At 59.8% G+C, this 17,869-nt stretch carries 18 protein-coding genes and 1 tRNA gene; 9 read left to right on the forward strand and 10 right to left on the reverse strand.

Going from position 1 to position 17,869, the window contains the following annotated elements; all coding sequences use genetic code 11:
• Positions 1 to 8 precede the first annotated feature (8 nt).
• The 7 genes from AC0V6M_RS09370 to AC0V6M_RS09400 all read left to right on the forward strand — a co-directional run bounded on the left by AC0V6M_RS09370 (position 9) and on the right by AC0V6M_RS09400 (position 10,493).
• Positions 9 to 2,465: a VirB4 family type IV secretion/conjugal transfer ATPase gene (locus AC0V6M_RS09370; protein WP_486138549.1), complete on the forward strand. Its 2,457-nt coding sequence runs from the start codon at positions 9 to 11 to the stop codon at positions 2,463 to 2,465.
• Positions 2,462 to 3,634 (forward strand): TrbL/VirB6 family protein, encoded by a 1,173-nt coding sequence (locus AC0V6M_RS09375; RefSeq protein WP_486138550.1) that lies wholly within the window; start codon positions 2,462 to 2,464, stop codon positions 3,632 to 3,634. The genes AC0V6M_RS09370 and AC0V6M_RS09375 overlap by 4 nt, the downstream gene beginning before the upstream one ends.
• Positions 3,631 to 4,470 carry a TrbG/VirB9 family P-type conjugative transfer protein gene (locus tag AC0V6M_RS09380; RefSeq protein ID WP_486138551.1) on the forward strand — a complete coding sequence of 280 codons (840 nt, stop codon included), beginning with the start codon at positions 3,631 to 3,633 and terminating at the stop codon, positions 4,468 to 4,470. Before AC0V6M_RS09375 ends, AC0V6M_RS09380 begins: the two co-directional genes overlap by 4 nt.
• On the forward strand, positions 4,470 to 5,633 hold the full coding sequence (locus tag AC0V6M_RS09385; RefSeq protein WP_486138552.1) for a TrbI/VirB10 family protein: 1,164 nt from the start codon (positions 4,470 to 4,472) through the stop codon (positions 5,631 to 5,633). Before AC0V6M_RS09380 ends, AC0V6M_RS09385 begins: the two co-directional genes overlap by 1 nt.
• A 16-nt stretch (positions 5,634 to 5,649) precedes the next feature.
• On the forward strand, positions 5,650 to 6,699 hold the full coding sequence (gene virB11, locus AC0V6M_RS09390) for a P-type DNA transfer ATPase VirB11 (protein WP_486138553.1): 1,050 nt from the start codon (positions 5,650 to 5,652) through the stop codon (positions 6,697 to 6,699).
• A 78-nt stretch (positions 6,700 to 6,777) separates the two neighbouring features.
• Positions 6,778 to 8,958 carry an RNA degradosome polyphosphate kinase gene (locus AC0V6M_RS09395; RefSeq protein WP_486138554.1) on the forward strand — a complete coding sequence of 727 codons (2,181 nt, stop codon included), beginning with the start codon at positions 6,778 to 6,780 and terminating at the stop codon, positions 8,956 to 8,958.
• Complete coding sequence (locus tag AC0V6M_RS09400) at positions 8,955 to 10,493, forward strand: Ppx/GppA phosphatase family protein (protein ID WP_486138555.1); 1,539 nt, start codon at positions 8,955 to 8,957, stop codon at positions 10,491 to 10,493. Before AC0V6M_RS09395 ends, AC0V6M_RS09400 begins: the two co-directional genes overlap by 4 nt.
• A gap of 17 nt (positions 10,494 to 10,510) precedes the next feature.
• On the opposite strand, the gene AC0V6M_RS09405 is transcribed toward AC0V6M_RS09400, so the two are convergent.
• The gene (locus AC0V6M_RS09405; RefSeq protein ID WP_486138556.1) at positions 10,511 to 11,350 is read right to left on the reverse strand and encodes a queuosine precursor transporter; all 840 of its coding nucleotides are present in this window, start codon (positions 11,348 to 11,350) and stop codon (positions 10,511 to 10,513) included.
• A 74-nt stretch (positions 11,351 to 11,424) separates the two neighbouring features.
• Here AC0V6M_RS09405 and AC0V6M_RS09410 point away from each other — a divergent pair.
• A tRNA-Arg gene (locus tag AC0V6M_RS09410) sits at positions 11,425 to 11,501 on the forward strand.
• 176 nt (positions 11,502 to 11,677) lie between these two features.
• Positions 11,678 to 12,025: a hypothetical protein gene (locus tag AC0V6M_RS09415; protein WP_486138557.1), complete on the forward strand. Its 348-nt coding sequence runs from the start codon at positions 11,678 to 11,680 to the stop codon at positions 12,023 to 12,025.
• A 125-nt stretch (positions 12,026 to 12,150) separates the two neighbouring features.
• Here AC0V6M_RS09415 and AC0V6M_RS09420 read toward each other — a convergent pair whose 3' ends face one another.
• The 9 genes from AC0V6M_RS09420 to leuC all read right to left on the reverse strand — a co-directional run bounded on the left by AC0V6M_RS09420 (position 12,151) and on the right by leuC (position 17,840).
• A complete protein-coding gene (locus AC0V6M_RS09420; protein ID WP_486138558.1) occupies positions 12,151 to 12,933 on the reverse strand; it encodes an NUDIX hydrolase in 783 nt (260 codons plus the stop codon).
• A gap of 425 nt (positions 12,934 to 13,358) precedes the next feature.
• A complete protein-coding gene (gene grxD, locus AC0V6M_RS09425; RefSeq protein WP_486138559.1) occupies positions 13,359 to 13,694 on the reverse strand; it encodes a Grx4 family monothiol glutaredoxin in 336 nt (111 codons plus the stop codon).
• 47 nt (positions 13,695 to 13,741) lie between these two features.
• A complete protein-coding gene (locus tag AC0V6M_RS09430; protein ID WP_486138560.1) occupies positions 13,742 to 13,975 on the reverse strand; it encodes a BolA/IbaG family iron-sulfur metabolism protein in 234 nt (77 codons plus the stop codon).
• A 5-nt stretch (positions 13,976 to 13,980) separates the two neighbouring features.
• Entirely contained in the window at positions 13,981 to 14,304 is a 324-nt protein-coding gene (locus AC0V6M_RS09435; protein ID WP_472642855.1) for a DUF1476 domain-containing protein, read from the reverse strand.
• A 115-nt stretch (positions 14,305 to 14,419) separates the two neighbouring features.
• The gene (locus AC0V6M_RS09440; RefSeq protein WP_486138562.1) at positions 14,420 to 15,418 is read right to left on the reverse strand and encodes an NADPH:quinone oxidoreductase family protein; all 999 of its coding nucleotides are present in this window, start codon (positions 15,416 to 15,418) and stop codon (positions 14,420 to 14,422) included.
• The gene (leuD, locus tag AC0V6M_RS09445) at positions 15,415 to 16,020 is read right to left on the reverse strand and encodes a 3-isopropylmalate dehydratase small subunit (RefSeq protein ID WP_486138563.1); all 606 of its coding nucleotides are present in this window, start codon (positions 16,018 to 16,020) and stop codon (positions 15,415 to 15,417) included. Before leuD ends, AC0V6M_RS09440 begins: the two co-directional genes overlap by 4 nt.
• Positions 16,020 to 16,178, reverse strand: coding sequence for an isopropylmalate isomerase (locus AC0V6M_RS09450; RefSeq protein ID WP_486138564.1), 159 nt, complete (start codon positions 16,176 to 16,178; stop codon positions 16,020 to 16,022). The genes leuD and AC0V6M_RS09450 overlap by 1 nt, the downstream gene beginning before the upstream one ends.
• 7 nt (positions 16,179 to 16,185) lie before the next feature.
• Entirely contained in the window at positions 16,186 to 16,410 is a 225-nt protein-coding gene (locus AC0V6M_RS09455; protein WP_486138565.1) for a GFA family protein, read from the reverse strand.
• Positions 16,410 to 17,840, reverse strand: coding sequence for a 3-isopropylmalate dehydratase large subunit (gene leuC / locus AC0V6M_RS09460; protein WP_486138566.1), 1,431 nt, complete (start codon positions 17,838 to 17,840; stop codon positions 16,410 to 16,412). The genes AC0V6M_RS09455 and leuC overlap by 1 nt, the downstream gene beginning before the upstream one ends.
• Between the last annotated feature and the right edge of the window lie 29 nt (positions 17,841 to 17,869).

Raw genomic sequence — 17,869 nt, forward strand, 5'->3', positions numbered from 1 at the left:
GGCCTGCTATGGTGAAATGGATTGGACCGGCAAGCTGGAGCGCCAAAGAGGCGTTGGCTGGCGATCGCCTGCCCTATGCGCGGCTGATCGATGAAAGCACGGTGCTGCTGCGCGATAGATCGGTGATGACCGCGATCCAAGTGCCTGGCCTGTTGTTTGAGACAGAGGATTCCGACGCGCTTAACGCCCATGCGGCGACGCGTGAGGTGATGCTGCGCTCCACTTTGGACGCGCGCTTTGCGCTCTACCACCACGTTATTCGCCGTCAGGTTGAGGTTGATCTGGAGGCGCAATTCGCCGATCCATTGTCGCGCCATATCGACCAGCGCTGGAAAGAGCGGCTGGCGGGCGGTTCGCTGTTTATCAACGACCAGTTTATCACGCTGGTCCGCCGCCCTGCACGCGGCAAAGCTGGTCTTGCAGAGCGTTTCTCACGGATGTGGAGCCGCACGAGCCAAAGCGAGCTCGAAGCCGATATCAAAGATGTGCGCAGCCTGAAATCAGCCGCCACTGGCCTGGTCGCATCGCTTTCCGCCTACGGCGCGAGTGTGCTGGCCGACTATTCTGTGCCGGGCAGTGACGGCACCAATTCAGAAATGCTGGAGCTGCTCTCTGCACTCTACAATGGCGAGATGCGCCCCGTGCGCCGCCCGGATGAAGACACTGATATTGGCCATATGCTGCCCTATCGCCGCGCCAGCTTTGGCCTGGATGCGATGGAGCAACGTGGGTCGGGCCAACCGGATTTCTCTGCGATCCTTGGCTTAAAAGACTATCCTGAGGCGACATCGCCCGGTCTGCTCGATGGCTTGCTGCGCTTGCCATACGAGATGATCGTGACCGAGAGCTATGCGCCCAATGAGCGCACAACTGCCCGTGAGCGGATTGATCTGGCGCTGCGGCGCCTGCGCTCGGTTGACGAAGAAGCGGCGGCAGAGCGCAATGATATGCTGGCGGCGCGCGATGCGCTGGGCAATGGCGCGGTCGGCTTTGGCGACCACCACCTCACCGTGCTGGTGCGGGAACGCAGCCTAGACCGCTTGGACGATGCCACGGCGGCCTGCGCCGCGGCATTGGCGGATACCGGCGCGATTGCGGTGCGCGAAGACACCAATCTTGAGCCTGCGTTCTGGGCTCAATTCCCCGGAAACGAGGAATATATCGTCCGGCGCGCGCTCATTTCCTCGGCCAATATGGCGAGCTTCGGCAGTTTCCACGGCTTCGCCTTGGGTCAGGCCAGCGGCAATCACTGGGGCGATGCGGTCACTCTGCTGGAAACCACCAGCGCGACCCCGTTCTTCTTCAATTTCCACCACGGCGACCTTGGCAATTTCTCGGTCATCGGGCCATCGGGCTCAGGTAAAACTGTGGTGATGAACTTCCTCGCCGCGCAAGCGCAAAAGTTCAGCCCCCGCACGATCCTGTTCGATAAGGATCGGGGTGCTGAGTTGTTCGTGCGCGGGATTGGCGGGCGCTATGACCGGATCAGCGCAGGCGAGCCGACCGGGTTCAACCCGCTGTCTTTGCCGGACACGCCGACCAATAAGGCGTTCTTGCGCGATTGGCTGGCGGTGCTGCTGGATGCGGACGGATCAGAAGAATTTGCAACGATCAGCGCGGCTGTCGATGCGGCTTATGCCAATGATGCGGGCCTGCGCCGTCTGCGCCACTTCAAGGAACTGCTGGCTGGGGCAAAGCGCCCAGAGCCCGGCGATCTCGCCGACCGCCTGTCGGCATGGATCGGTTCGAACGATGCGACAAAAGACGCCGAGGGCGGCGAGCACGCCTGGCTGTTCGACAACGAGCAGGACAAGCTCGATCTCGACCAGCGCGTGCTCGGATTTGACATGACGGCACTGCTGGAAAATCCGCGCCTGCGCACGCCGACCATGATGTATTTGTTCCACCGCGTCGATGAACGGCTCGATGGTCAGCCGACCATGATCCTGATCGACGAGGGGTGGAAAGCGCTGGATGATGAAGTGTTCGCCGCGCGCATTCGCGACTGGCTGAAGACTTTGCGTAAGCGCAATGCTCTGGTCGGATTTGCCACACAATCCGCCGCCGATGCGCTCGAAAGCCGCATTTCAACCGCTTTGGTCGAGCAGACTGCGACGATGGTGTTTATGCCAAACAGCAGAGCGCGCGCCGAGGATTATTGCGAGGGCTTTGGCCTGACCGAGCATGAGCTGGCGCTGATCCGCACATTGCCGGCCCATTCGCGCTGTTTCCTTGTGCGCCAGCCCGATGCGAGCGTGGTTGTGCGGCTCGATCTGTCGGGCGCGCCTGAGGTGCTGACCGTTCTTTCTGGCCGCGAAAGCTCCGTGCGCAGGCTCGATCTGCTGCGCGAGGCGGTCGGCGATAAGCCAGAGGATTGGTATCCGGCACTCACCAATCATGCCTGGCCGGATGGGCCGAGCCTCGATTCCGATGACGCACAAGCCATGCGATTGGCGGCCGAATGACGGCCAATTGCGACACTGTTGCCGAGAATATGGGCACTGGCGTTGCCGCCGCTTTGACGGCGGTGGACTGCATCGCCAGTGAAGTGACGGGCGATGCCTTTGGGCGCCTGTTTGCCTCGGGCGGGTCGCTGGCGACGGTGCTGACGATCCTGCTCACGCTCTATGTCGCATTCTTCGGTATTAGTCTGCTGATTGGGCGCTCCAACCTTAGTATCCGCGCGCTTACCCCGCGCATCCTTACCATTGGCCTGGTGCTGACCTTTGTCACGAGCTGGGTTGCCTATCAGAGCGTGGTATGGAACATCGCCGTGGGCGGGCCAGACTGGCTTGCGGGCATTCTTACCGACAGCGATGGCTCGGCGACGCAGACCTTCGCGACCAAGCTCGATATCGTGTTTCTCGCCGTACAAGACGCAAGCACGGGGGAAGTCGACATCAGCGCATTCTCGCCGCCCGGCATGATGTGGCTCGGTGCTATGCTGCTGCTGCTTGGTACGGTTGGCCTGCTTGTGACCGCTCGCATTGGCCTCGCGCTGCTCGTGGCGCTGGGTCCGATCTTTGTTGTGATGGCGCTGTTCACTGGCACGCGAGGGCTGTTTGTCGGCTGGCTGAAGGGCGTGGTGATGCTGGCGCTGACCCCGCTGTTCGCTGTGCTGGGCGGGTCGATCATGCTGGAGCTTGCCGTGCCGATCCTCGCCGCTTTGGTAGCTGTGCCGGGCGAGATTGACCAACAGGCCGCCATGGCCTTCTTTCTGGTGGGCGCGGTCCATGTGGCGCTGATGATCATGACGATCAAAGTCACCTCGACCATGGTTGCCGGATGGCAGGTGTTTGGCTTTGCCCAGAATGTCGAGGTCGAGAAGGGCCGCGATATGACAAACACGCCGCCTCAGCCGCAAGTGACGGTGGCTGACAATCGCACCGCGCAAACCGCGCCAATGGGTGCGACCGGTCAACGCCGGATCGATATGCCCACGATCACAACCATCACCGCCGCCAATGACACGGGCACGGCCAGCGGCGGGGCAGTGCGCGAGACCCGCGTGTTCGCCACCAGTTCAGGCGGAGGCGTGCAGAACGCTCCGCTCAATCCATCCACGTCACGCACACACGGGATAGGCAATCGCTTCCGTCCCGCACATTCGCGTAAACCGGAGACGACAAAATGATCCGCGCGCCGAAATTCCGGCTTCCGCTTGCTGCCCTCGCATTGGGTCTCATGCCTATCGCCGCCGCGCCTGTTGCTGCTCAGGACTCGCGCCTTGTCACCATGGTCTATGATGAGACCCAGGTGGTGCGCATTTCCGGCAAGCCGAAGGTTCAGGCAACAATCAAGTTTCGCGATGACGAGACAATCGAGAACGTCGCGATTGGCGACAGCCAAGCATGGCAGGTCACGCCCAACAAGCGCGCCAGCCTGTTGTTCGTGAAGCCGCTCTCAGCCAATGCCAGCACCAATATGACCGTAGTGACGACCAAGCGTACATATCTGTTCGATTTGGTCGCAAGCCCGCGCAATAAGCCGCTCTATATCTTGCAGTTTAGCTATCCAGAGGCCGAGGCCGCTGAGGAAGCAGAACGGCTGGCACGGTTGGAACGGGAAGAGCGTGAACGCGCCAGCGCAGCGGAACTGGCGGCGGCCAATGATCCGTTCGCGGTTAGCGACCCGTCGCGGCTCAATTTTGAATGGGCGAGCGAAGGCGACAAGGAATTGCTGCCGACCCGCGCCTATGATGATGGCGACACGACCTTTCTGACTTGGGCAGAGGGTTCGACCATTCCGGCGATCCTGACGACCAACCACAAGGGCGATGAAGGCCCGGTCAATTTCACCGTGCGCGGGGACACTGTGATCGTGGAAGGCGTGCCGACCCAGATCATCCTGCGCTCTGGCGAAGACAGCGCAGTTTTGACCAACACCGGGCCGATCCGCTCGGTCGATCTTGGGGCGCTCGGCGACAATGCTGCGCTTGCCCGGCTTAGCACCAAGACGGAGGTGAAGTGATGCGCCTTGCCATGCGAATGCCGCCTAAGAAGGGGCAAAACGGCGCGGATGCGAATTCTGACGCCAATATTGATCCGCGCGACGGCGAGTCGGCAGAGATCATCGATCTCGCCAGCCGCAATGGCTTTCCCGCCGTCACAGAGCGCACATCCAAATCCGACGGCTTGGGTCTGGCTTTGGGTGCTGTTATCGTCCTGGGCCTGGGTGCAGTCACGCTGTGGAGCATGGATGCTGCGCGCACAGGCACGGCTGAGACTGCGCCCGCGGCCGCGGCCGCGGCCAGCGCGCCGCCGCCTGCCAGAGCGCCGGGAGCTGCCGCTCCGGTGAATGTCGCTCAGGTTGCGCCCGCCAGAGCGCCGCGCAGCGACCCTGCGCCATCGCCAGTGTTCTCGAACAATCCAAACCGCGTGGTTGGACCCGCGACCAATCCTTATGCGACGCCGACCATGGTGTTTGACGCCAGCGCTGCGGCTAGCTCCGCGCGCCTTGGTGAAGCCGTTGCACCTGCGGCCATGGCGGCAACAGCCGGCGCGACCTCTGCACCGGGCGGTGGGGTCGGTTCAGCTAGCGAATTTGCCAGCCGTATTGGCGGCGTAGGCGGCGGGCCCGCTCAGGCGCAGCCGATGGTCAATCCAACGACTACCGTTACCCAAGGCACGTTGATCCCAGCAATCCTTGAGACCGCTATCGACACCGATGTTCCGGGCTTTGTCCGGGCCGTCGTCAGCCAGGATGTGCGCAGCTTTGACGGAACAAAAGTTCTGGTCCCGCGCAGCTCGCGCCTGGTTGGACAATATCAATCCGGCGTCCAGCAGGGGCAGAAGCGTGCATACGTGATCTGGACCCGCTTGATCCGTCCTGACGGCGTGTCGGTCAACATTGCCTCTCCTGCAGTGGCCTTTGACGGCACCACGGGTCTGAAAGGCGATGTGAACAATCACTTCTTCCGCCGGTTTGGTTCTGCCATGTTGCTGTCTGTGGTCGGAGGCCTATCAGCCATCGGCAGCGGCGGCGCATCGGTCGTCCTCGGCGGAGCAGGGCAGGGTGCTGCCAGCATCGCGGCTCAGCAAGACGGCGCGATCAGCCCGACGATCCGCGTGAAGATGGGGGAACCAATCCGAGTCTTTACCGCACGCGATCTCGATTTCAGCACGGTCAACTGAGGCCGTCGGTTCCGGCATGAGCGCAGAGATCCATCCTTTGGCCAATGACACTGGCACGGCGGCAGCGGCAGGCAGCGAGCAGGCTGTGCCAGCGACCGGTGCAGCCATCATCGGTGAGCGCAGCGTCTATCTCGACGCTTACCTCGCGCCGTTTCGCCGTTGGTTGGACCGGGATACGGTCACCGAGATTATGGTCAATCAGCCGGGAGAGGTTTGGGTTGAAGACGCCTCTGATCCTGGCTTTAAGCGGATCGACGCACCTGACATTGATGACCGTCTGGTCCAGCGCCTTGCAGAGCAAGTCGCGCGGGTCAGCCACCAAGGCATCAACCGCGAGCATCCGTTGCTCGGGGCGACTTTGCCCGACGGGGCGCGGATACAGTTCTGCGGTCCGCCTGCCTCGCGCAAGCATTGGGTGATGGCCATTCGCCGCCACCGCCGGCTTGACCTGCCGCTGGATGCTTATGATGCCGGGCCGCTCACCAGCGCGCCAGAAACGCCGATGCCGGACTCGCAGAAAGAGCCGATTGCATATTTGCGCGAAGCGATCCGCAATCGCCGCACGATCCTGATCTCTGGCGGCACCAGCACGGGTAAAACCACGTTCCTCAACGCCATGCTGGGCGAGATACCGCGTGCAGAGCGGGTGGTGATGGTGGAAGACACGCCAGAACTTAAATTTCCCGGCGAAAACTCGGTTGGCCTGGTCGCGGTGAAAGGCGAGCTTGGCGAGGCGAAGGTCACCGCTAACGAACTGCTGCAAGCGGCGCTGCGTCTGCGGCCAGACCGCATTGTGCTGGGCGAATTGCGCGGCGCGGAAAGCGTTTCCTTCCTGAGGGCGATCAACACGGGTCACCCGGGCAGTTTCTCGACCATTCACGCCAACAGCCTGACCGGCGCTCTCGAACAATTGTCGCTGATGGTGATGCAGACCGGCATTGGCCTCTCACGCACGGACACCATTGCCTATGCGGCGAGTGTCATCGATGTGATCGTCCAACTGGGACGCGATGCCAATGGCAAACGCGGGATTACACAAATTGCGGATTGCCGATCATTGGTGTGACAAGTTTACGAGCTTGTTTTACATCGCGAATATGTCCGACGAAAAAACAGCGTTTAAATTCTCAACAATGAGGCGATGATGGGCAGCCAGCCAATCCCGAGTAATGACGATGTCGCTGGCGACCTCAGCCGAGAAGGCATGGAATCCCCTCATTCCGGCGAGGCCTATTTCAACCGCGAGCTGTCTTGGCTGCGTTTTAACGAGCGCGTGCTGGCTGAGGCTGACAATACGAAATATCCTCTTCTTGAGCGTCTTCGCTTTCTTTCGATTTCCGGCACCAATCTTGATGAGTTTATGATGATCCGGGTTGCGGGCTTGGTCGGTCAGGTTCAGCGCGGCATCGCCCGGACAGCGATTGATGGCCGCACTCCGTCACAGCAGCCGTCCGCCATACGCGAACGGTTAGAGGTGATCTCCGATAATCAGCAAAACAGTTGGCGCGAGCTGCATCATTTGCTCAGCGATGCGGGCATTTTGGTCGATGAGGATCACCGCCTGAGCGATGAGGCAAAGGACTGGCTTGAGGCCTATTTTCGCGATGAAATTCTGCCGGTCATCACGCCGCAAGCATTGGATCCGGCGCATCCCTTTCCCTTCATTGCCAATGAAGGAACCGGCGTGCTCTTCACGCTGAACTGCGACGCTGATGAGGAACAGATCATCGAGATGATCCTAATCCCCAGCGGATTGCCGCGCTTTATTCGTGTGCCCGGCGAGGAGGCGATCTACGTCTCAATCTCCAGCTTGATCCAGCGCTATGCTGGAATGCTCTTTCCCGGCTTTACGATAGAAGGCGATGGTCAGTTCCGCGTCCTGCGCGACAGCGATATCGAAGTTGAAGAAGAGGCCGAAGACCTCGTGCGCTATTTCCGCAGCGCGATCCAGCGCCGCCGCCGGGGCCGTGTGATCCAGCTGGAGATTGAGGAAGATTTCGACCCGCGCGCAGAGCAAATATTGCTCGAACAGCTCGGCATTCATGAAGCCGCCGTGATCAAAACCGACGGGATTGTCGGCATCGACGGGCTGGCTGAGATTGTCGAAGAAGACCGGCCAGACCTCAAATTCGACAGTTACAGCCCGCGCTATCCCGAGCGTATTCGCGAGCATGATGGCGACGCATTTTCCGCCATTCGCGAAAAAGACATCATCATTCACCACCCTTACGAGAGCTTTGAAGTGGTGGTCGACTTTATCGGGCAGGCGGCGGCTGATCCCAATGTCGTGGCGATCAAGCAAACGCTTTACCGCGCAGGCTCGCAGTCTGCCGTCATAAATGGCCTGATCGCAGCGGCAGAGGCCGGCAAATCCGTGACCGCGGTAGTCGAGCTGAAGGCGAGGTTCGACGAAGAGCAAAACCTGATGTGGGCGAGCAAGCTGGAGCGCGCCGGGGTTCAGGTGATTTACGGTTTCGTCGATTGGAAAACCCATGCGAAGGTCGCGATGGTCGTGCGCCGCGAGGAAGATGGACTGCGCACCTATTGCCACTTTGGGACCGGCAATTACCACCCGATCACCGCCAAGGTTTATACCGATCTGTCGTTCTTTACCGCCGATCCTCAGCTGGTCCGCGACGCGACGAAGATGTTCAATTTCATCACTGGCTATGTCGAGCCGGATGAGCTTGAGGCGCTGAAGATCGCGCCGATCAATCTGCGCGATGAGATTGGCAGCCGTATCGACACCGAGATCGCCAATGCAAAAGCTGGCAGGCCCGCGGCGATCTGGATCAAGTGCAATCAGATCACCGATCAGGGGATCATCGACCGCCTGTATGAAGCGAGCGGAGCCGGGGTCATGGTTGAGCTGATCGTGCGCGGTATCTGCTGCTTGCGCCCGGGCATCCCGGGCCTCAGCGAGAACATCCGCGTGAAATCAATCATCGGGCGCTTTCTGGAACACAGCCGGATTTATGCCTTCGCCAATGGCGCGCCCATGCCCAGCGAAGAGACACGGGTCTACATTGCTTCTGCCGATCTGATGGAGCGCAATCTCGATCGCCGGGTCGAAACCCTGATCCCGATCACCAATCGCACTGTGCATGATCAGGTGCTGCAGCAGGTGCTGCTCGCGAATATGCTCGATACAGAGCAAAGCTGGTGGTTGCAGTCCGACGGCTCCTATGAACGCGTCGTAACTGATGCTAAGCCGTTTAATTGTCACCGTTATTTTATGACGAACCCTTCGCTGTCTGGGCGCGGGGGCGCGCTAGAGGCGGGCGCTGTGCCGAAATTGTCGCTGCGAAGGGGCGGAACTGGATGACATTGAGAGCCAAGCGAGCGGATCGCGAGGGGGCGTTCTCTGGGAACAAGGCCGAACGCGCGATTATCGATGTGGGTTCGAACACGGTTCGTTTGGTGGTCTATGGCGGGACGATGCGGGCGCCGACTGTCCTGTTCAATGAAAAGGTGACGGCGCGGCTAGGCCGCGAGATCTCCGAAACTGGTATGCTGGCAGAAGAAGCGGTTGAGCTCGCCATGCGAGGCCTCAAGCGCTTCGTATTGCTGCTCGATGGCTTGGGGATTGAAGATATTGAGACAGTTGCCACCGCCGCTGTGCGCGATGCCAAAAACGGGCCAGAATTCGTGGAAGATGTCCGCGCTTTGGGGCTGGATTTGCAAGTCATCTCTGGCGAAGAAGAGGCGCGGCTGAGCGCGAACGGCGTGATTGGCGCGTTCCCTCGCGCTCGCGGGGTTGTGGCCGATCTCGGCGGCGGCAGTCTGGAGCTGGTGACTATTGCTGGCGGAGACACGGGAGAGGCGACCTCATTACCGCTGGGCACCCTGAGGCTCCCCGAATATCACGCTGACAAGCAATCCGACATGCGCAAGGCGCTGCAAAAGCGGCTCAAGAAAGCCGGGTGGGGCGAGCCGATTGACACGCCGATCTATCTGGTCGGTGGCACGTGGCGGGCGATGGCGGTTTACGCCATGCAGGAGCGCGGCCATCCGCTAAGCGATCCGCATGCGTTTGAGCTGTCAAATAGTGATGCGATGTCGCTGGCGAAGGGGCTTGCCGATCAATCGCCTGAAACCCTCAAATCGATCGACCGGATTTCTACCATGCGGTCGGAAAAGCTGCCCGATGCGGCGGTCCTGCTGCAAGCGATGCTGGAGCAGTTGGAGCCGGAACGGGTGGTGTTTTCCTCTTGGGGCCTGCGCGAAGGGCTGCTGTTCGATGCCTTGCCGATGCACGGGAAGGACCAAGATCCGCTGCAGGCTGGTGTGGCGGTGTTTGCCGCGCAGCGCGGCGCGCCGCCGACCCTCGCAACGCAGATTGCAGGCTGGACGGCGGATGCTGCACCGCTGGGCGAACACGGGTCAGAGCGGCTGCGTCTATCCGCGACGATGTTGGCACTCGCCAGCATGCAGATTGAGCCGAACCTGCGCCATCCGCTGGCGGTGGATTGGGCGATGCACAAACGCTGGCTGGCGATTGATGGGCAGGGGCGGGCGATGCTGGCCGCGGCGAGCATGGCCAATGGGAATCACTGCGATCTGCCGGACGAATTGCATGCGCTGGCCACCGAAAACGCTTTGGAAGAGGCGGTGTGCTGGGGCCTCGCCATTCGCCTGGCCCGGCGGATCGGCGGGCGCTCTCGGCGTTCGCTTCAGGTCAGCCGGTTGATGCTGGGCGAGAACGGTCTAGTCCTGCGGTTAGAACACAGCCACCGCGACCTGTTCGGCATCCCAACCGAGAAGGATTTGAAATTGCTCTCAGACCGCCTCGGCGTCGATTTCACCGTCGAGATTGTCGAGGACGGCGCCCTGCACCTACCCGTCGGAAATCAAGAATAGCTCAGGCGAAGGAGCCGCTAGGCCTGCTGTTTCTCTTTCGCAAAGGGGGAGAAATTGGTCTCCGTGTCGAACAGATCGACGCCTTCCGCCTTCTTCAACTTGCCAACCACCGCATAGGTCACTGGCGTCAGCAGAGCCTCCCACAGCACTTTCAGCAGCCAATTGGTGATCATCACGGTGATCACCGCCTCTGTGCTCCAAATGCCGTAAAAGGCGATCGGGTAGAAGATCAGGCTGTCGACCCCTTGGCCGACCACGGTCGAGCCAATCGTGCGCGTCCACAGCGCCTTGCCCTTGGTCCAGACCTTCATCTTGGCCATGACGTAGGAATTGACGAATTCGCCCGCCCAAAAGGCAATGATTGAGGCCATGACGATCCGCCATGTGCTGCCAAAGACGGATTCGTAGGTCTGCTGGCATATCTCGCCGGGGATGGACTCCCTGTCGCCAGTGAACTGCAGTGAAGAGCTTGCCGCGCATTCCCATCCGGCAAAGGCGGGCAGGTCGACCACGACATAGCTCATAAAGGCGAGGAATATCATCGCTGCAAAGCCGGTCCAGATCACTCGGCGCGCTTTTGCAAAGCCATAGATCTCGGTCAGAATATCGCCAATGACATAGCCGAGCGGGAAGAAAAGGATCCCTGCGCCATAGATGAATATCCCGTCGGGAGCGGGCCACATGCCATCGGGCCAGAATGGCACCTCGAGAAAGGTCAGCTTTGCCGCGCCGATAATGTTGGAGAGCAGCAGGATCGCCACAAAGGCCGCCATCACCAGGTCGTAATACCGGAAAGTTCGCGGCGCTGTGCTGGTCGCAATCGGCCCGCTGGCCGCATTGTTATCTGGGTTATTCATAGCCGAAGTGCCTAACGCGATTTTACACCGCCGCAAAGCGCGCTATTGGGCGGATGTGCTCGCAAAGAGCGTGCGCGCCCGTAGCTCATCTGGATAGAGCGCGAGACTTCTAATCTTGAGGCAGCAGGTTCGAGTCCTGCCGGGCGCGCCATTTTTCAGAGACAAGATTGAAACTCCTGCGTGTCGCGGGCCTTGCAACTCGTCGCTCATTCCGCACAGCCGGTACGGCGCATCGCCCTTGCCGCGATCACAGCGCCCATTTCGACACCTGCGGTTCATGTACTGAGCGACACTTTGCGCGCACTAATCACCGATAGGAGACATCCGATGACCCGTATGATTCTTGCCTCAATCGTCCTTGGCAGCGCCATGATCGCAGCTCCCGCCGCGGCCCACCAAAAGGGGATTGTGGTCGACGGCTACCGCGCGCCGCTCTCGCCCAACAATGACAGCAACAAATGGTGGCTCGATTATCGGACTGATATCAGCGAGGCCAAGCGCGAGCTGGCGAGTGACCTTCGCCGCGCAACCGATGAAGAAGATCGCCGCGACGCCTATGAGGAGTATCGCCAGGAACTCCGCGATGCGCGCCATGATTACCGCAAGGAAATGGCCGAGCGCGGCTATCACGTTGCCAATTTCAAAGAGAACAATCGCAGGCTCGCGCGTAGGTAGTGTGTCGTAGTTAGAATGTCTTAGCCAGCCCGCACCCTCCACCCTTCCACCCGGAGCAGTTTCGGATACCATCCGGGTGGAAGGGTGGAGGTTGCGGGCGGCACGGCCCCGGTCGCAAACTCACGCTACCCGCGCTGAACCGTCTCCAGCAATTCTGCTGTGATAGGATAGCCAGCGTCTTCCATAATTCTCAGCATCGGCTGATCGTTGCTGTCGTCAATTCTGGGAATGATGGTTTTGACCGGGATAGCCTCAGCCTGCGCGCGCGCTTCTTCATAGCTTGCGAACAGGGCGAGGCGTTCCAGATTACGGCGGGTCGGGAAGATCAGCTTGATCTCGCCGCGCTCTGCCATGTCAAGCGCGCCCTGCGCGCTGACCCAGAACAATCGCGTGTTTTCTGATTGGTCTGCGGCGATCTCGACCTCGCCGGTACCCAAATTGGCAAGGTAAAAGCGCGTGTCATAGACCCGGCTGATGTTTTCATTCTTGGGAAACCAGCGGGCGAAGGGCGTGATCTGATCAAGGTCGAGCGACCAATTGAACGCCTCCAGCACCGGTGCGAGTTCGCCGGTTTCCAGCAGCATAGCTCGCGCGTCGGCCGCCTTTGCCGCATTAACATCGCCCGTTATGCCCAGCGCCAGGCCGGTTTCTTCGATGGTTTCGCGAACCGCCGCGATCTGATGCGCAAGTTCGGCAGTATCGAGCGGAGAGGTGAGCGTGCGGGCTAGCGCAAAATCCGCATCATCGACCCGCCCACCGGGAAACACCGCCATGCCGCCCGCAAATGCCATATTACGCGAGCGGACCGTCATCAGGATCTCAGGGGCACCGCCATCGCTACTCTTGCGAAAGATCACGATGGTCGCGGCAGGGATGCCTTCGGGCGATTGCGGTGTTTGATTGGCCATTCTTTGCAGTGATGCCGAGGGCGGGGCGACTTGCCAAGCGTATTTGCAGCTTTGCTTGTCGGTATCTTTTACATTTGGCCCTATGGTTAACCCGTAGAAACCATTTAACTGACTGAAAATACTAGCGCCCGCGTTTTTGGCACGGTGGATGCATAATGTTGTGTGCCCCTAGTGGTCTTCGATAAAGAGGTGAGGTCTTTTTTGGTCTCTTGGTTTCACCTCCCCGAAATTAGAAAACCCGCCTCGTTTGGTTCACGAGGCGGGTTTTTCGTTTTTGAGGTGATTGTTCGGCTTTAGGCGCAAGCCGAGAGGTCCGTGAAAACTCGGTACCGAAGGCGTCGCAAGGGCGACTGCCCGTCCGCAGCGATGCGGCCTTTAGGTCGCGTGAGCGAGGAAATCGCGCGCGCGGAAGCGAGTGCGCAAAACTAGGAAGCTTCAGCCTTTGCGACCGCTTTTTCTTCCATCAGTTGTTGTAGTTCGCCAGCTTCGAACATTTCCATCATGATGTCGCTGCCGCCCAGAAATTCGCCCTTCACATAGAGCTGGGGAATGGTCGGCCAGTCGGAAAACGTCTTGATGCCTTGGCGCACTTCCATGTCTTGAAGCACGTCGACGCTTTCATAAGCGACGCCGCAATGATCGAGGATGGCGATGGCCCGGCTGGAAAATCCGCATTGCGGGAACAGGGGTGTGCCCTTCATGAACAGGACGACATCGTTTTCGCTAACGATGCTGGTGATGCGGGCGTTTGTGTCGGACATAATGGCCTAGACCTTTGAAAATTGAATCATGAAAAATCGTATGAGGATTAGGTGGGAACCACGGTGGTGACTTGCAAGGCGTGCAGTTCGCCGCCCATGCGCTCACCCAGTGCCGCATAGACCATCTTGTGCTGCTGAACCCGGTTCTTGCCCGCAAATTGCGGCGCAGTGACGGTTGCAGCCCAGTGGTCATTGTCTCCAGCCAGATCGCGCATCTCCACCACGGCGCCAGGCAGCGCCGCTGTGATAAGCGCTTCGATATCGGCCGCTGCCATCGGCATGCCGCTTAGCTCTCGCTCATGAATTGGCGTTTTGCCTCGATGGCCTTTTCTTCCAGCTTGGCGCGAATGTCGTCTTCGCTGACATCGCATTCCGCCGCTGTGAGATCGCCCAGCAGCTTGCGAATCACATCTTCATCGCCAGCTTCTTCAAAGTCCGCCTGTACGACGGCCTTCTTGTAGGCGTCGGTCTCTTCCTCGGTTAGGTTCATGAGGCCAGCGGCCCATTCGCCCAGCAAGCGGTTGCGACGCGCCGCGACTTTAAAGGCGGTTTCTTCGTCCATTGCGAACTTGGCTTCTTCGGCGCGTTCGCGATCTTTGAAATCAGTCATATTAGTCCCCTCGGCCGGTGGCCCAAGTATTTAAAGTGTGCCCATGCAAAATAGGAGGCCGGGCGCCCTGCGGCAAGCGCGGATCGCGCGGTGCCTCCAAGTAAGCGCGCGGGCGCTAGTCCATCGTCACTACTAGCTTGCCCACCGCCTCGCGGCTTTCCAGCTTGGCGATGGCCTCGCCTGCGCGCTCCAAGGGGAAGGTTTCAGAGACCAGCGGATCAATTTTGCCTGCCTTCATAAGCTCGAACAGCTCTTTGACTTGCTCAACGAATTTGGCCGGTTCGCGCGCGGTGAAAGCGCCCCAGAACACGCCGCAAATATCGCAGGATTTCAGGAGAGTCAGGTTCAATGGCATTTTCGCAATGCCCGCTGGGAAGCCAACAACCAGGAAGCGGCCCTCCCAAGCGATTGAGCGCAAGGCTGGCTCGGAATATTGGCCGCCGACAATGTCATAGACGATATTTGCGCCCTCAGGTCCGCAGGCGGCTTTGAACGTCCCGGCGAGCTCTTTGGAGGCTGCCTTGTCCATTTCAGCGCGTGGGTAGATGACCACCTCGTCCGCGCCCGCGTTCTTGGCGACTTCGCCCTTAGCTTCGCTGGAGACAGCCGCAACGACGCGCGCACCGTATGCCTTGGCAAGCTCGATAGCGGACAGGCCGACGCCGCCTGCCGCGCCTAGGATCAGGACTGTGTCGCCCGCCTTGATATGGCCGCGGTCTTTCAGACCGTGGATCGTGGTGCCATAGGTTAGCAGCAGTGATGCGGCTTTCTCGTAAGGCACACCGTCCGGGACAGGGAACATGCGAGCGGCAGGCACGATGACCTTCTCTGAAAGGCCGCCATTGCCGATCCCGGCCATGACTTTGTCGCCGACTTTGTATCCTTCCACGCCTTCGCCAACGGCCTCGATCACGCCTGCGATCTCGCCGCCTGGGGCATAGGGACGCTCTGGCTTGAATTGGTAAAGGTCGCGGATCATCAGAGTGTCGGGGAAGTTAATCGCGCACGCTTTTACATCGACCAGAACCTCGCCTTTGCCCGGCGCCGGCACCTCAATTTCGTCGAGCTTGAGCGTTTCCGGTCCGCCAATCTCGTGTGTGCGTAGCGCTCTCATGCGTGTGTCTCCGTTCCCTGTGTCAGCCAGCTATGCGTCGATGCGCGCTGGTTCTCATATGATTGAATGGCGTCTTTGCGCTCCAATGTGAGTGCGACCTCGTCTAACCCGTTTACTAGGCAGTGCTTGCGGAATGGATCGATATCGAATGCGAAGCGATCTTGAAACGCGGTAGTGACGGTTTGCGTTTCCAGATCGATGTCTATCGGCTCGCCCGCGCGCGCGACCTCCAGCAGACGGTCAATCGCTGCTTGAGGTAGGACGATCGGCAAGATACCGTTCTTCACCGCATTGCCTGAAAAAATGTCCGAATAGCTCGGCGCCAAGACCGCGCGAATCCCCAGATCGAGCAGAGCCCATACGGCGTGTTCGCGGCTGGAGCCACAGCCAAAATTGTCGCCAGCGATCAGGATTTGCGATCCGACATAGGCGGGATCGTCAAACACATTACCCTCGATTTCACGGATCGTTTCAAACGCGCCAGCACCCAATCCCTCGCGACTGATCGTCTTCAGCCATTTGGACGGGATAATGATATCGGTATCGATATTCTTTGCACCGAACGGGATCGCTTGCCCGGCAATGCGTCCAATAGCGTCCATCAGTCTGTTTCCGGGTTTTCGCCAGAGGGCGCTTTGGGCGCTTCTGGCTTCTTGTCTTTGCTCTTGCGTTTGTTGGCATAGAGCAGCGCCGCTGCAACAGCGGCAGAGCCGATTGCACCGGCGGCGATGGCAGCTTTGCTTTTGGTGTTTTTCGTCATGATATCCTCATGGGAGTGGGAAGGCTGGCTTGCAAGGGATTGCGCGCAATATGTTCTCAGCTTCGGCTAGATTGCGGGTGCTGGTTGATCCAACCACTTGGACGTCGCTCTTGGAGAAATGTCCCCAAGCCCCGCCAGATTTCAGGCAAAGCGAGCAATCGCATAGGTTGATGTAGTCTGGCCGCCTCGCGATGGTCACAGTCACGTTCCCGCAATGGCAGCTGCCCTGCATCACTTTAACGTACGAACATCGGTCAACCGCCCCGTAACTGCCGCCGCTGCAGCCATCGCTGGTGACAGCAAATGCGTGCGCGCGCCGGGGCCTTGGCGGCCCACGAAATTGCGGTTGGAGGTTGAAGCGCAGCGTTCTCCGGCTGGAACCTTATCTGGGTTCATGCCCAGACAGGCAGAGCAGCCCGGCTCGCGCCACTCAAATCCGGCTTCGATAAAGATGTGGTCGAGGCCTTCCTCTTCCGCTTGGCGCTTCACTAGGCCGGATCCCGGCACAACGATTGCCCATTTCACATTGTCTGCCTTGCGGCGGCCATTGAGCACTTCGGCGGCGGCGCGCAGATCTTCGATACGGCTATTGGTGCGGCTGCCGATGAAGATGTTCTCGACCGGAACATCGCTCATGGCGGTGCCCGGCGTCAGGCCCATATAGTCGAGGCTTTTGCGTGCGGCGTCTTGCTTGTCTTTGTCAGCGAAGCTCTCAGGCGAGGGGACCGTGCCGCCAATCGCGATCACGTCTTCCGGGCTAGTGCCCCAGCCGACGGTGGGTTCAACATCGCTGGCATCAATCACCACGACCTTGTCGAATTTAGCGCCGGGGTCGCTGACGAGCGAGCGCCAATATTGCACCGCCTCGTCCCAATCCGCTCCTTTGGGAGCCATCGGGCGTCCTTTGAGGTAGTCGAACACGACATCATCCGGCGCGATCAGGCCCGCACGCGCGCCTGCCTCAATGCTCATATTGCACACGGTAAGGCGTTGCTCGACGCTCATCTGTTCAAACACTTGGCCGCGATATTCGATCACATAGCCAGACCCGCCGGCTGCGCCAACCTGACCAATGATGTGCAAAATCAGGTCTTTGGCAGTGATGCCTGCGGAGAGTTCTCCTTCCACGCGAAGCTCCATCGTCTTCGATTTCTGGAGCAGCAAGGTTTGTGTTGCGAGCACGTGCTCCACTTCGCTGGTACCAATCCCGAACGCGAGCGCGCCCAATCCGCCATGAGAGGCAGTGTGCGAATCCCCGCAAACGATTGTGGTGCCGGGCAGGGATAAGCCTTGCTCGGGTCCAACAACATGGACGATGCCTTGCGCGTCATCCGCATCGCCAATGTAGCAAATGCCAAATTCCAGCGCGTTTTTCTCCAGCGCCTCGAGTTGAGCGCGGCTTTGCGGATCGGCAATCGGGATCTTTTTGCCGCTCGCATCGCGCCGCGCCGTGGTGGGCAGGTTGTGATCCGGGACAGCCAGTGTCAATTCCGGGCGGCGCACAGGGCGACCCGCCAAACGCAAGGCTTCGAACGCTTGCGGGCTCGTCACCTCGTGAACCAAATGCCGATCAATATAGATCAGCGATGTCCCGTCCTCGCGCGTCTCAACAACATGCGCGTCCCAGATCTTCTCGTACAATGTGTGTGGTTTGCTAGCCATAGAGAGTCGAATAGCGGCCTTGGTGTAAC

Source organism: Erythrobacter sp. JB3-1, from assembly GCF_057364995.1.